General features: G+C 46.0%; 11 protein-coding genes. 1 reads left to right on the top strand and 10 read right to left on the bottom strand.

Annotated features, from left to right (window positions below):
- Window positions 1–7 precede the first annotated feature (7 nt).
- The 10 genes from PMI28_RS21150 to PMI28_RS21110 form a co-directional block, all read right to left on the bottom strand.
- The gene (locus tag PMI28_RS21150) at window positions 8–1,120 is read right to left on the bottom strand and encodes a polysaccharide biosynthesis/export family protein (protein WP_033063171.1); all 1,113 of its coding nucleotides are present in this window, start codon (window positions 1,118–1,120) and stop codon (window positions 8–10) included.
- A gap of 1,098 nt (window positions 1,121–2,218) precedes the next feature.
- On the bottom strand, window positions 2,219–3,325 hold the full coding sequence (gene murB, locus PMI28_RS29435; protein ID WP_007984325.1) for a UDP-N-acetylmuramate dehydrogenase: 1,107 nt from the start codon (window positions 3,323–3,325) through the stop codon (window positions 2,219–2,221).
- 94 nt (window positions 3,326–3,419) lie between these two features.
- Entirely contained in the window at window positions 3,420–4,160 is a 741-nt protein-coding gene (locus tag PMI28_RS21145; RefSeq protein ID WP_007984328.1) for a WecB/TagA/CpsF family glycosyltransferase, read from the bottom strand.
- Window positions 4,157–5,149 carry a glycosyltransferase gene (locus PMI28_RS21140; protein ID WP_007984329.1) on the bottom strand — a complete coding sequence of 331 codons (993 nt, stop codon included), beginning with the start codon at window positions 5,147–5,149 and terminating at the stop codon, window positions 4,157–4,159. The genes PMI28_RS21145 and PMI28_RS21140 overlap by 4 nt, the downstream gene beginning before the upstream one ends.
- Window positions 5,130–6,323, bottom strand: coding sequence for a hypothetical protein (locus PMI28_RS21135; RefSeq protein WP_177318957.1), 1,194 nt, complete (start codon window positions 6,321–6,323; stop codon window positions 5,130–5,132). Before PMI28_RS21135 ends, PMI28_RS21140 begins: the two co-directional genes overlap by 20 nt.
- Window positions 6,324–6,467: 144 nt before the next feature.
- Window positions 6,468–7,532, bottom strand: coding sequence for a polysaccharide pyruvyl transferase family protein (locus PMI28_RS21130; RefSeq protein WP_007984337.1), 1,065 nt, complete (start codon window positions 7,530–7,532; stop codon window positions 6,468–6,470).
- Window positions 7,529–8,794, bottom strand: coding sequence for an oligosaccharide flippase family protein (locus PMI28_RS21125; RefSeq protein ID WP_007984339.1), 1,266 nt, complete (start codon window positions 8,792–8,794; stop codon window positions 7,529–7,531). Before PMI28_RS21125 ends, PMI28_RS21130 begins: the two co-directional genes overlap by 4 nt.
- Before the next feature lie 160 nt (window positions 8,795–8,954).
- Window positions 8,955–10,073, bottom strand: coding sequence for a non-hydrolyzing UDP-N-acetylglucosamine 2-epimerase (gene wecB, locus PMI28_RS21120; RefSeq protein ID WP_033063172.1), 1,119 nt, complete (start codon window positions 10,071–10,073; stop codon window positions 8,955–8,957).
- Between the two features lie 334 nt (window positions 10,074–10,407).
- A complete protein-coding gene (locus PMI28_RS21115) occupies window positions 10,408–12,636 on the bottom strand; it encodes a polysaccharide biosynthesis tyrosine autokinase (protein ID WP_007984343.1) in 2,229 nt (742 codons plus the stop codon).
- A gap of 37 nt (window positions 12,637–12,673) precedes the next feature.
- The gene (locus tag PMI28_RS21110; RefSeq protein ID WP_007984345.1) at window positions 12,674–13,114 is read right to left on the bottom strand and encodes a low molecular weight protein-tyrosine-phosphatase; all 441 of its coding nucleotides are present in this window, start codon (window positions 13,112–13,114) and stop codon (window positions 12,674–12,676) included.
- Between the two features lie 648 nt (window positions 13,115–13,762).
- On the opposite strand from PMI28_RS21110, the gene rfaH reads away from it, so the two are divergent.
- On the top strand, window positions 13,763–14,293 hold the full coding sequence (rfaH, locus tag PMI28_RS21105; protein ID WP_443200722.1) for a transcription/translation regulatory transformer protein RfaH: 531 nt from the start codon (window positions 13,763–13,765) through the stop codon (window positions 14,291–14,293).
- The last annotated feature ends 344 nt before the right edge of the window (window positions 14,294–14,637 follow it).

Here is a 14,637-nt window from a genome sequence, read left to right on the forward strand (position 1 = left end):
TCAAACCTTATCGACTGCTGGCTTCACTGAGATTGTTTGTGGCCGCTGCTCCGGTACCCAAGACAACGGCAGATGGCAGCAACTGGCTGATCAAGCGGTTCCAGCGGGTCACGCCTGCAGGGCCGACGTAGACAATGTCCTGGGGGTGCAGATCGAAGCGGCTGGCGAGAGCAAATGCGGTAGGCGATTCGGCGTCCAGCTGAAAGACTTTTGCCGGCTCGGTTTCAAGGTTCTCGGCACCCCGAATCACGTACAGCGCATTGCCATTGGATGTGGCCTGGTTCAGTCCACCGACCGTTCCGACCGCATCCGCCAGATTCATCCGATTGATTTTGAACGTGAGCGCCCGAGGCTGGTTGACCTCACCCATGACGTAGATCTTTTTCCGGTCGTTGTAGGGCAGGTACAACTGATCGCCGTCTTTCAAATAGACGTTATGCAACTGCGAGCCTTTGCTGTTCAGCGAGTCCAGGTCGAGCGGATACTCACGTCCGTCCCGGGTCAGTGTCAGGCCGGCAAGGTCGGCATTCAATGGATCGACAGTAGCGGTACCCATGGCTTCGACGACACTGAGCGGCGACGTGGTAATGGGTTGTTGACCGGCTTTCAAAATAGCACCGGAAATGACTACTTTTTGACTGGCAAAGCGCAAAACACTCAAGTCAACCTGGGGGCTGTCGACGAATTGAGTCAGGCGCTCGGCAATAAAACCGCGAAGCTCCTCGATGGTTTTGCCTTCGGCATGAATATTGCCGATATAGGGGTAAAACATGGTGCCGTCCGGCCGTACCAGGCGACCGTTCGCATCAATTTGCTGTTGCGTACCCGATGGCGCAGTCAGCTCAGGATGGTCCCACACGGTGATGTACAACACATCATTGGCGCCAATCCGGTAAGCACCCGGCTTGTACGCCAACAACTCGGCGGGCACCGAGGCTTGCACTTTTGTCGCCGCGTTCTGGGCAATCAGTTTGGGCGTTATCGGAATCAACTCGATCCGACTGCTTTCCGGTGAGCCTTCACGGCCGACCTGACTGGTATCCAGGTGTTGACCGGGTGAGAACATACAGCCTTGCAGGGCAACACCTGCAAGCACAGCGAGCGACAAACTACGAATCATGATTGAGGACACTTGTGGAGGGAACACATCAGAACGAAACCACCCGGATTGCTCCGGGTGGTAGAAGGCTATCGACCTCGCGGTGCGCTTAGCGTGTACCGGTGGTGCCAGTGGTGCCAGTAGTGCCAGTAGTGCCGCCGTCATTGTTGCTTCCGCCACCACTGGATGACAGTGCTGCGGCTCCGGCTATAACCGCAGCGCCGATGCCGAGAGCAGTCCCTGTGGTCAGGCTGCCCACGAGAGGGGTGTTCAGACTCAAAGGAGCGTTTGCTGCGGGTTTTGCAGGTGTGCCTGGAGCAGATGACGCTGCAGGAGGCTCAGCGGCCAAAACGGAGGCACTCAAAGAAAGCATTAGAACGGAAGCAAGTAGTTTGGTCATGGTAGATTCCTTTTTGATGCATCGTCGGTATTGGCGGTGAAACTAAGAAGCGAGCGTGCGAGGCCAAAAACTCTGAGCGTCCAGTAACGTTAAGGATAGTATCGATTCGAACTCGATGAGAGTGGACCTCTGGGTCATTCCTCAGTGAGATTTATCTTGCGATTATCGCCTCAAGAATACCTGCGTAGGACGTCTAACGGGTCTGACGTTTTATAACGCGACCACTGTTTCTAACAATTGTTATCGGGTATGTGGTGGAAATGTCGTGGTTCGCACCTGATTTCCACGCCATACAAGTGATGAATAGTGCCACTGGACATAGCGTTGTGGGTTAGCGGCTTGCCAGTGCGAAGTATCGGCCATCATTTCCGGTAAGCCGCGCCTGGCCTTCCAATCCAACTCATGGGCGACCTTTTTTGGGGCGACCCAAGCATTACGCTAATGGCTTTCCAAGCCGGCTGATTTAGCTTTCGCCGCACAGTATAAAATAATCAACTACCGAAAAAAACTGTGTGCGATTTTTGATTTTTTCGGGAAGGCTTCACTATTTTTCATAAGCGCACAGTATTGAAAATTACGAATTCTAATTGCTGTTAAGTGATCTCTATACTCTAAGCCGCTAAAACCATTGTTTGTGAACGCTCTATCATGCCCTAGATCCCTCGTTTGCATTGAAAGGTTTATAGCTTGGCTGAGAAGCTCGGTATGATTAGAGGGTGTTATAGTATAACCACTTCGGCCTCTAGGGAGATATTGAATTTCGATTTAATATCATGCTGTATTTGGCTCATAACATGCAGTACGTCCTCTCCGGTAGCACTTCCGGCATTTAATAAAACAACAGGACGTTTTGTATCGGTAAGTACGTTATTTGATTTTTTTCCGGCCCAATTGGTTTTTTTCATAAGCCAGCAAGCAGATATTTTAACCGATTGTTTGTCGTGCTCGAACCATTCGATTTCTGGGAACTGATTTCTTAAATCCTCAAACTCTGCATAAGGTAAAATAGGGCATTTAAAAAAACAACCGCAATTTCCTATTTTGTCAGGGTTGTGAAGGGTCTTGGTCCTAATAACACTTACAATCTTGCGCTTGATTTTAGCAGGGAGAATACAAAGCGTTAAAATATCCCGAATGCAAGAAAAGCTAAATTTGATTTTTGGCCGAGGGGAAAATTTAAGCGTTATACTTTTAAAGGAAAGACGTATTAGGCGAAGGGTGTCCTTCAGAAATTCGAGCTTTGAATATTTTGTTGAGTGGATCAGTTCTTTTACTGATAAATTTGATTTGCATAGTCTAAAGGTAACATAGCAAATGAAAAGTTCAGGTTTGGATTTGAAATGACTAGTTCGATAGCCAAACTCACATTCGTCTTTACTTAGATCACTGAAAATCCCAGTATTTAAGTTGTAGCAATGAACCGTTTGAATGAATGTAGAAGCTTCCACGCCGTATGCACCAATATTTTGCACTGGTGCCGCGCCAACCGAACCTGGAATTAAGGATAGATTTTCCAACCCGAGATAGCCTTTGCTAACGGTAAAGCCTACAAGGTCATCCCAAACAACACCAGAACCAACTTTAACTAATACATGGTTGTTGTCGTCTTCAGTCGTTTCTATGGTGCTTAGATTGGACTGCACTACTAGGCCGTCTACAAAGCTTCTAGGGATAATGTTATATCCACCACCTACGATTGAGGTCTTTGAAGTGAAAAGTCCACCTTTTCCTTTGCTGACCAAGCTATCGACAGTGTGCACTTTAAAAATCTCAGTGCAATGTGATTTAACTTTGAATGAGTTTTGGATTTTATTACTCAGGTTCATAGTATTGACTTCGTGATCTAGATGGGCGGGTGGTTGATTTAAGTGAGTTATAAAGCAGAGCCTTGGAGAGGTGTCGCGCTTCTAGCTACTTCGGCTATGATTTAGTTTTTAGTTTCCTCTGAATTAACATTTTCAGGAAGGCAAAGTTTGACGTTAAATACCTTTTCCACATGCGTCGCGGCTCTTGATAAATCCTGAATGCCCATTCCAAACCGGAATTTTGCATCCATCCAGGAGCACGTTTAACTTTTCCAGAAACGACATCAAAACTACCACCGACGCCCATGATAAATTCGACGTTAAGTTTCGGAGCCCAATTGTAGATAAACATCTCTTTTTCAGGCGACTTGATACCTATAAAAAGCATATTCGCACCCGATGCATTGATCTGATCGACTATTTCAGCCTCCCTTCCCCAAAAATAGCCATCGTTATATCCTGCTATTTTTAGATTGGTTAATCGGCTCGAAACGTTTTCAATCATATTCTCTAGTACTAGACTAGTAGCGCCAAGAAAATACACAGAATACTTGTTTTTTTCTGCGACTTCTAATAACTCAGTGAACAAATCTACACCAGCTACCCGTTCGGGAACTGCGAGGTTTAGTAGTTTCGCCCCCCATAACGCACCCATCCCGTCGATATTAATAAGATGAGAGCTATTGACTGCCTTTAAAAGTATTGGGTCTTTTTGGCAGTTTACAATGGTTGCAACGTTTAAGTCGCTTCGAACAAAACACTTTCGCCCGCTGTCTATAGATGCACAGATTTTTGAAATGGTCTCTGCTTTTGAATCAAGTTCGTAACGGAGGCCGAATAGATTGTTGTCGTTCATTTAGCATGCACCTTTAAAACTGTTTTATATCTTGATAGCATTTCATCTACTGTAAAAAAGTCATGCCGCTTTGTGGGTGTGTTATTGTTGTCTAGCCAGTTTTTTTGGTTTTTGTAACATGTGGTTATTTTTTCAACCAAGTCTATTGGATCATTGGGTGTGAAAAAATACACTCCTGCATCGTTATCCTTTTTTCGGAATACTGGGATGTTGGATGCTAACACCATATGTCGTCTTTCCAATGCCTCATAAAAAACCAGACCGAAACCCTCGTATTGAGAAGGGACAACTAATAGATCTATATTTTTGAGTGTAGTAAATGGTGTTTCAGAATAACCATGAAGTACAATGGTTCCTTCCATTTGTTCTGATTGGATTTTTGCTAATAGTAATGACTCAAGCTCTCCTGAGCCGACGATGTGTAGTTTGGTTTTAATATGACTATTTTGCTTTGAAAATATAATAAAGGCATCAAGTAGGACATCAATTCCTTTTTCAACACCCAGGCGTCCAATATATCCAACTTCAAATAGGTCATTGTCTAGGTGCTCAAAGTTTTCTGATGGATTACTCGATACCCCATTAGAAATAGTCACGACATTGAGTTTTGGGTTTAAATCGAGCAGATAGTTTTTGACTTCGGGTGATACTGCAATGCATTTAGTATTGCTCAGGAGGCTGAATATATAATTTTTATTAGGAAAAATACTATGGCATACGAATATAGCATTGATTCTTCTGGTAAGTATAAAGGGTAGAAGAAACATGCGGTGGTGAATAATAAATGTGTTGTTTGGGTTTTTGATTAATTCGATAGCAAATAATAAGAAGGCATAGAGAGTGCTCGATCGCCGTTGACCATTTTTATCTAGGATATAGTCAAATGAAATGATTTTTGATTCTTCTGCGTTGTCGTCATAAAGAAGCTTTAATATTTTTTGCGCGCCTCCTAATTCCTTGGAAGAATGGTTAATTAAGTGGATTAGCATTCTGTTGTCCTCTGAATATTCCACATCTGATTACCATTAGGGGAATAAGGTACATGATAAAGCCGTAAATCGGATAGAATAAAGATGAGAGATATAAGCAAGCCACAAATATTGGTGGGGATAATGTTCTGGATTTTTTTCCTATGTTAAATAAATCATATGCGAAAATCGCAAAAGAAATTGCTCCCATCTCAAATAAATATACATATATTTCAGCGTTGTCACGTCTGGTTAGTGCTTGGTCAAAAGTGTAGTTACTCCTACTGAACTCTAAAATGTTGGAGTAGTAACCCCAGTTAGAGAGTCCGTGGCCAATCATTTTTGTGACTAGGTTATCGGTTAACCAAATGTTGATAATGTTTGCTGCGGTGTAGGTCCTGGCCATGGCCGACCTATCATCAAAGTCATTTACAGCTACGGAGAAATAAAAATAGATAATGGCGGCAGTAGCAACGATAGCGATTGGGATTATTCGTCGGAATGATTTTAAGTGCCGCTCAGCGTAAATGCTAAACACACAAATAGCTAAGAGTATGAAGATGGTTCTATTTTCACTCAGATACAGACAAAGGATTGATAAGGAAGCCAATCCATAATCAGTCCATTTTTTTTGTTGTTGATGATAATAGTATAAAAAAAGCCAAGAAAATAAAGCAAGTCCATACCAGTTAGGCTCTAAAAAAAAGCCTCGCATACGGGTCCCTAGATTTCCTTTGTTTGCGTAGTAGCTGGAGTCCAGTCCCCGGAGTTCTAATTGAATATTAAATAAGTTAATAAAAAGATATTGTATGAGTCCCGTCGAAACCAATGTAACAACTGCAAGTTTAGAGAGTTTGCTCCAGTTAACGTAAGCGTACACATGGTTTATGAATATATACATCAGCGCATAGATGGCTAAATAAGACAGTATGGAAAAATACACGTCTAAGTTCTTTGCCAAGGCTATGTGAGCTATTGAGTATATAAGTAAGATCGATGTGGGCTTGTCTAGAAGGTTTTTAGTCAGAAAGGGTTTATTTGAATTGATGTTGTTTAGAGTGATTAATAGTAATGTTAGTAGCCCAATAAGTATGCCGGGCTGCATAAATATTGGGCCGACAGGGATTTTAAGTACGCTGTCAAAACATAACAAAAAAACCATTGTGTATACAATATGACTCAGTTTGAGCTTCATTCTTATCCCTTGTGGATAATACCCTCCTTTATTCATGTCTGCGCCTAGGAATTATGGTCATGTTATTAGATGGTGTCGCGCCATCGGATAGTGATCTGCTCGTTCGGCTACACACGATTTTAATAAGCGCGATGGTCATCCTAATCATTGTAGTGCTCGGTCTAAAAAATTTTGAGAATATTTAATAAAGTCTAACAGTTTAGATTTGTCGTATTTCTGCCAAATGTTTCTACTCTTAAGCTCGTCGATATTGTCGTAGGCGACACAGCTTAAGTCTGTTTTATTTAGCAGGCTTAAAGGCCTAGCGTTTTTTTCATCCTCTAGGTGCGTTACAAATACTAATGGTTTCTCAAAGTTGAGCGATAGTGCGGTGCCGTGGAACGAGTTGGTGCAAACTAATGTTGCTGATTGAACTATGCCTACCCAGTCACTGGGTGAAATATCCAATAAACAATGATCTGCTGCATCGATGGGTTTGTCACCAATGTGGTATACAGGTAAACCTGTCATGTTCTTTAGAGCGATTATAAAATCATTTAGTTTGCTTCGGGTGCTCTCAGAACTGACCTCGTATGAAACTATATATTTCCCAACAGGGACACGCTTGTAGCTCGCAATACTGTCATATTTGCTAATTAGGAACGTTGGGTCAATAACTAACTCGGGAGAGTGGTGGAGTTTATTTTCAAGAAGGTCTAGTTTGAGATGTTGTTCCCTAACTCCAATGCTATCAAACGACCTGGTATACTGGCTTAGTTGTGTATGGTCTTGTGATAGCGCGTTTCCACCAGCGCTTGCCGCATACGCTATTTTTCGTGCGTTGTTAGGTGCGAAGTTTAAAAAGAAAGCAGGGTCGTATTTTTTTCCTGTGATGAACTTATTCCATATTTGATCGCTACCGCAAACTACTGCAAAATAATTGTTAAGTTTGCGAAAGTCTTTTTGGCTCGTTACGCTATGCGTGGTTAGTGCTAGATGTTTTTTTGTGAATTGTCTGAATAAATACAATCTTTTGTACTTGAGGATTGTCTTGCCTATGCCTTTGGCTGGGCGAAGAATTTGGTAAGATAAGTACCATGGCTTGTAGTTGATGATTTCAGAATTAAATCCTTTGCTTAGAATGTAACTTTGAAGGGCGTAGGCTTGCAATACAGCACCATGATTTAATACCCCGTGAAATGTTAGGGTGTATACAGCTTTAGCGGTCATTGTTTACTGTCCTTGAGGAAAATTGCATCGCACTGTAGGTGCCATATGTATTTGTACTTTTTTATAAATATGTTGGAGACGACATTGCTTAGTAGCATCGCTGAAAGCGTGGATATTGCTGCGCCTTCTATTCCCATTAATGGAATTAATATGAAGTTTAGAGTGGCTCCTAAGATTAAGGCCATGATCGACTTGTAGAACACAATGCTTGAATTGTTATCGGCTATAATTATTTGCGAGCTGGCTGCCCCTAGAGCTATTACAAATGGAGTCAAGAAAGAAATTTTTAAAATGCTTTCGGCCTCCGCATATGCCTCGCCATAAAGTATGCTTATGATGTATTTGCTCGCACCTAATAAAATGAGTGACATTGCCAGCCCAAGAAATGCAATGTTACGTATGTATTTCATTCGCGTGTTTTGATATTCAATACTATCTTTCGTTAAGCGGAATATGGATGGGGAGTTGGTTTGGCTAATGAGCATTGGGGCTATAGAGAAAACAGTGATAATGTTGGCGGCAGAGCTGTAGATTCCAAGTTCGTAATTGCCAAGCATATACTTTATCATTATTTGGTCTATTCTCTGAAGAAGTATGACCACGAAGCCAGATAGTACAAGCGGTCCAGACTCTATGATGATTGATCGTATACTAACGAGGTCTGGTTTTGTAAGCTTGAATCTATAAGCGACTTTGTACATGGCAAAGCCTAGTATAGAAACCATTGCTGCATCAAATATTCTTATGTATATATATGAGTTTATTGTTAGGTTTTCGTTAAATAGCCAAAGAAAAAAGGCGAATGAAGCAATAAGAGAGATGGCCTCAACCGCACAGTTGGCTATGTTGTTTCTATTCGCTATGAACGCATACTTGAATACTTTTAGACTGGAGGCGATAAAAATAACGGAGTACAAAGCCAAGTAATTTTTCCAACTGATGTTGGTGTCTGTAACGCATGAAAAAAATGTTGTGATTAAAAAACCAGCTGTACTGAAAGAAAGGCAAATGGCTATGGCATTTATTATGATTTTATTTTCACTTTCTCCCATTGAGATTTTTTTTATCATCACGTCTTGAACTCTAAACTCAGTTATTACACCCATAACTGTTGCTACTGATATTATAAAAGAAAGAGTTCCGAAGTCTTCCGCGCCTAACGACCTTGCACTAATAACATTAAGTATGAATATTTTACCTAGCTCAATGCCCTTCGATACTAAAGAACATAGTTGGTTAATTATTCGGTTGCCGATTAGCATGTGATGGCAGACTCTTCAATTTGATTTTTTGCGGCCGCCAAAGAGATAGTGTCCAGGTGGACGCAAAGGAATATTTTATTGCCCGACAACTGTTTACGGTTTGCTAGATGTATTTTTTAAGTGAGATAACCGCTGAGCAAAGCAACAGCGGCTAAGCGGCTTAATGATTGAGCAGCGCTTCAAGAATGCGCTGGCAGGCATTCCCGTCTCCATAAGGATTATGGGCGTAACTCATGGTGCGGTAGGCGACCGTATCGGTGAGCAAGCGGTTCAGTTCGCGGGCGATATCCGCGGTTTCGGTGCCGACCAGTTTCACCGTGCCTGCGGCAACAGCCTCTGGGCGTTCTGTGGTATCGCGCATCACCAGCACGGGTTTGCCCAGGGACGGCGCTTCCTCCTGGATGCCACCGGAGTCGGTCAAGATGATGTGCGCACGGCTCATCATGTGGACGAAAGGCAGGTAGTCCAGGGGCTCGATCAGGTAGATGTTGTTAATGCCGGTCAGGAGTCGATTGACTGGCTCGCGTACATTGGGATTGAGGTGCACGGGATAGACGATATCAACCTCTGGATGTTGCTGGGCAACCTCCATCAACGCCTGACAAATGCGCTCGAAGCCGTCACCGAAACTTTCCCGGCGATGGCCGGTAACGAGGATCAATTTTCGAGCGGGGTTCAGAAAGGCTGCCGGCGTAGAGGCTTGGGCAAGCAGTGCTTGGTCCTGGTCGAGGCGTTTGACGACATCCAGCAGGGCATCGATCACTGTGTTGCCAGTGACGACGATAGTGTCCGGATTAACGCCCTCACGTAGCAGATTGGCTTTTGAAGTTTCGGTTGGCGCGAAGTGCAGGTTGGCCAATGCACCGGTAAGTTTACGATTGCCTTCTTCCGGCCATGGAGAGTAGAGGTTACCCGTGCGCAAACCGGCTTCGACGTGCGCAACCGGAATCTGCTGGTAGTAGGCCGCGAGGCTGGCAGCAAAAGTGGTGGCGGTATCCCCGTGAACCAACACGATATCGGGTTTGAATTCTGCCAGGACTTTCTTCAGCCCTTGCAAGATCGCGCTGGTGACATCGGTCAGGTCCTGGCCGGGTTTCATGATGTTCAGGTCGAAGTCTGGCTCAATGGCAAACAACCCCAACACTTGATCGAGCATTTCACGGTGCTGGCCGGTGACGCAGACTTTTGCCTCAAAGCGTTCATCTGCCGCCAGCGCCAACGCAAGTGGAGCCATTTTAATGGCCTCAGGACGGGTACCAAAAATGCATAGGGTCTTCATAGGGCGATCCATTGCTATGTTCGTAACTGAAGGTGGAGGTTTGTTTGGCATGACATAACAAATGTCGTTTCAATCTATGCTGTATATAGGACCTGTAACCCGGCCTTTATTTGTCGAGAAAATACGCCGTATTAGCGGAAACAATCGATGTGGGGCAGTACGAATTTGATTTTTTCCACGCTACCGCCCCAGGATTAATTGCCAGTCCCTGAGAGCCGTATTATCTATTAATGTCTGCATCTTTTTTCAGCTGCAGGTAGCAAGGCGGAATTGATGTTGCTACCGCCATGCACTTCTGCTCGGTGGTAGCGCGATATTCATCAAAATGAGTGAACTAAACGCTCTCTGACTTATATTCGTAGTTGTAATAACCATAATCGGCATAGCCATATTTGGCCGAGGCGCGTTTTTCAACGCCATTGAAAATGGCGCCTTTCAAATCAATACCATTTTGAGCAAAGCGGCGCATGGTCAATTCAATTTCACGAACAGGGTTAAGTGCAAAGCGCGTCACAATCAAGCTAGTGCCCGACTGGCGACCGACAATCGCCGCATCCGTCACCGCCAGCAATGGTGGGGTATCCAGAATCACTAGGTCGTACTGGGCGCTGACTTCGTCCAGAAAGGCACTGAAGTTCGCGTGCATTAGCAGTTCTGAAGGGTTGGGCGGTATTTGTCCGCGGCCGATAACGTCAAGATGCTCGAATTCAGTTTTATTGATCGCGGTTGCCAGGTCGCAGCGCTTGACCAGTAAATCCGACAGCCCGTTTTCAGCGGGAGTCCCGAATACTTTATGCAAATACCCTTTGCGCATATCCACGTCGATCAGCAAAACACGCTGGCCGGTCTGAGCGATGACTGCGGCAAGGTTTGCGGATACGAACGTTTTACCTACCTTGGGGCTCGGGCCGGAGATCATCAGGCGATTATTACTGGCTTCGAGCATGGCGAAGTGCAGGCTGGTGCGCAGGCTGCGTAATCCTTCTATGGCCAGGTCGGTGGGGTGACTGCTGGCCAGTATGGGGGCGGCGTTGTTAGCGCGGCCTCGGCCACTTCGCAGGGTTTTGTTTTCTTCACCTTTTTGCAGTGTGCTGAAAGGAATGGATGCATACACTGGCAATCCCAGCTGTTCAATTTGATCCGGATTTTCCACGCCGCGGTTAAGGGCTTTGCGAAACAACACCACTGCAATAGCGAGGGAAGCACCGAGCAAGGTGGCGATAATTACTATCAGGGGCTTCTTGGGTTTAACGGGCTTTTTCAGATCCACATCAGCGGTGTCGATCAAGCGCACGTTGCCCACGGTGCCGGCACGCATTACGTCCAGTTCCTGGGATTTATTCAGGAGCTGGGTATAAATTTCGGTGCTGACTTTTACGTCGCGGGTGAGGCTAAGCAGTTCTTGCTGCGTTGAAGGCAAGCCTTCGACTTTTTTGGCCAAGCCATCCTGCTTGGCTGTCAGCTCGCCTAATTGGCTGAGCAAGGCCCGATAGGCGGGGTGCTGACGGGTAAACTTGCGATCCATTTCCGCTTGCTGCAATTTCAATTCGGAGATGCTGGTATCCAGCGCCACGATCTGATCGAGAATGGCTTTGGCTTCCAGGCTGATATCGATGGATTTACTGCGAATTTGATACTTGTTCAGGGCGTTTTCGGCTTTTTCCAGGTCTTTACGGACCTGAGGCAGTTGATCTTTTAGGAACTCCAGGCTTTGAGCCGCTTCGGCCGATGTCCGCTCGACATTTTGCCTTACATAGAGCTTGGCGATTTCATTGAGGATTTGAATGGCTTCGGCCGGTTTCTCGCTCTCAAGAGCCATTCCGATCATGCCGGATTCTTTACCGCGCTCTGATACATCAAGTACCTTTTGGTACTTCAAGATGCTGGTCAGGCGTGGGTCACGTACAATGTTGAACGTTGTGCCAGGATTGGCCTGCAGCACCTCGACTTGCAGTTTGATTCCGTCCTGGTCATAGGCCTGACCCACTTGGCTTTGGACCAGGACATTGTCGTCTTCATCCAGCAACGTGAAGTGGCCGTTTTCACCGTTGACCAAGGTTAGTTCCTGGCTCAGGAGCTCTTGTGGGAGCTCAAGCTGAAATATTTTCAGGGTTTCACCACCCCAGGCAAAGCTGTTCATGCCAAACCAGGGCGTCGCAACCGTATTATCAGCGTCCGGTTTGAAATGACGAGCAATAAAGTCGCCGATCACCGGAAATCGGTTCGGCTCAACAGTGATATCCAGGGATAGATTCTCGACAACCTTGCCGATGATGGCACGCGACTTGATTAATTCGATTTCTGTGGTTGAAGGTGACTCTTTACCCAACATGCTGTTGATATCGGAGAAACCGAGCATGTCATTTTTTTTTGCCTCCACCTGTATCAAGGCCGTTGCCTGGTAAACAGGATTGGCCAACAGCGCATACGCCGTGCCAACGGCCATAGAGGCAGCAGTGATCCCGGCAATCAACCATTTATGATCGACCAGTGTCCCGAGTAGGCCCATCAAGTCGATTACATCATCATCGTCATGTGAGGTTAATGCTGGAGTTTGCTGCATAAGTGGGTTCTTTTTTAACAGGTATTCGAGGAGTGGTTTAGCGTGCGAGACGCCGTGCCCAGGCGGTTACTGCTTCTTCAATCAACGCGTATGCATGCACAAAGGCAGGTTTGCCTTGACGGTAGGGGTCGCTGATTTCGCGGTTGTTCTGCCACTTGCCCAGCAAGAAGACCTTGCCTCGCGCTTCAGGCGCGATCTTGAGAACACGGTCTATGTGGGACTGCTCCATCACCAGGATCAGATCCGATTCGCTGATGGTGGCGGGGGTCAGTTGATTGGCTTTGTGCTCTTTTGGCAGATGGCCATGCTCTTCCAGTACGGCCCGGGCGGTGGGCTCGATAGGGTGGTCCTGTAGCGCGCCAAGACCCGCGGAGCTGACTTCGATGTCGGACCTGCCCAGTGCATCCCGCAGCAAATGTTCTGCAGTGGGGCTTCGGCAAATGTTGCCAATGCAAACGATGAGAATCTTGTTAAACAAGGCAACCTCCCTGGAAATTCCACACTTGCGGTGATGGTGCAATTGGAAAGACTGAAATACTGTTTTTCTTCAATGGCACTTTTGTTACGGCTTGCAGCTATTGGGTGTGTGCCTCTTTCCGTGAGGAATTGCCGTACTGGATGAAACAGTTCACTGCGAAGACTCTGGTCTGCTGGAATCTCGACTTGGAGCGTGCTTGACAGTTGCTGTGCTAAAAATCATAACTGGCAACCCACGACAAACTCAACCATTAAATGCCACGTGATTATTCAGCGCATACGGAAAAAAAATATCAATATATAAAGTCAGATATTAAATAACACCACCAACTCTTAAAATAACATTGCTGGCTATTATCTGACAGATTTTAACATTCTCGGCTTTTTTGTGTTGTGCAGTATTGGGCTGTGTTAAATAGCGTGAGGTACGGTTTGATGATAAGTATAGGGGATTGCTTTGGGTAAAGCGTTCTCCAGCATTCGTTTATTGCCAATGAGTTTCGCGTGTTTTTAAAGGGCACAGTTTCCATGATCGGTCAACTCCGTTTTCCAGCTGTGTTTCCATCCTTGGGAGAAATCCGTCGCAAGGTCGAGGAGAGAACCACGGAGCTACTTGACCACACAGGCGCAGAAGGGGCTGATTGTGTCCATCCATAGTGCTTCGGCTGTTCAAGCGAACTTGCCTGAGAGTCTCACTGCTAGCGCGTGGTATTTGGTTCAATGCAAGGCGAACCAGGACGAGCGTGCAGAGATCAATCTGGTTAACCAGGGGTATACCTGTTTTCGCCCTACGCACCGGCGCGAGCGTGATTTGCAGGGGCGTAGGCGGATTATTCGCGAATCGCTGTTTCCGGGTTATCTGTTTATCCAGCTTGGCTCAGGTGAGAGCTGGGCACCTTTGCGTTCTACCCGTGGTGTATTGCGAATTGTCAGTTTTGGAGGCAAGCCGCTGCCCGTAGGTGATGACTTGATCGCACAACTTTATAAGCACGATAGCGAAGCCCCTATGGAGGCCCTGTTTGCCTGTGGAGAGAGGGTGCGAATCAATGAGGGGCCTTTTGTCGATGTGGAAGCGATCTTCCTGGCGATGGAGGGAGAGCAGCGTGTGTTGCTCCTGATGACACTGCTGCAACGTGAGCAAAGAATTAGCGTCCCCCTGATTAATATCAGTAAGCATTGACACGGCGCGTTGGTCCCGGCCCGCCAATCAACGAGCAGATACCATTCTGGCAACAAAATTAGTTGCTCTCGTCTTCGCCCCCCCCCCCCCTCAGTAGGCATTAAGCTTTTTTCGCAGCACCGGGAAGGTAGCGGTCTCAGTCAGGACCGCATCTTTATGGCGTAGCTGACGTTCCGGCTCGCGAACAGATTTATGCCGTCACGCGATTGCCCGATATCCACTTTTTTGCGGTCAACTACCGCCGTTGTGCTTGCCTGATGATAAGTCCGGGCATGCCGATATTGCCCTGAATCTGCTCAGCGGGCTGTACGGTATCGAGCGGAGATTTAAAAGAAGTTGGCGAT

Source organism: Pseudomonas sp. GM48 (assembly GCF_000282335.1).
Taxonomy (GTDB): domain Bacteria; phylum Pseudomonadota; class Gammaproteobacteria; order Pseudomonadales; family Pseudomonadaceae; genus Aquipseudomonas.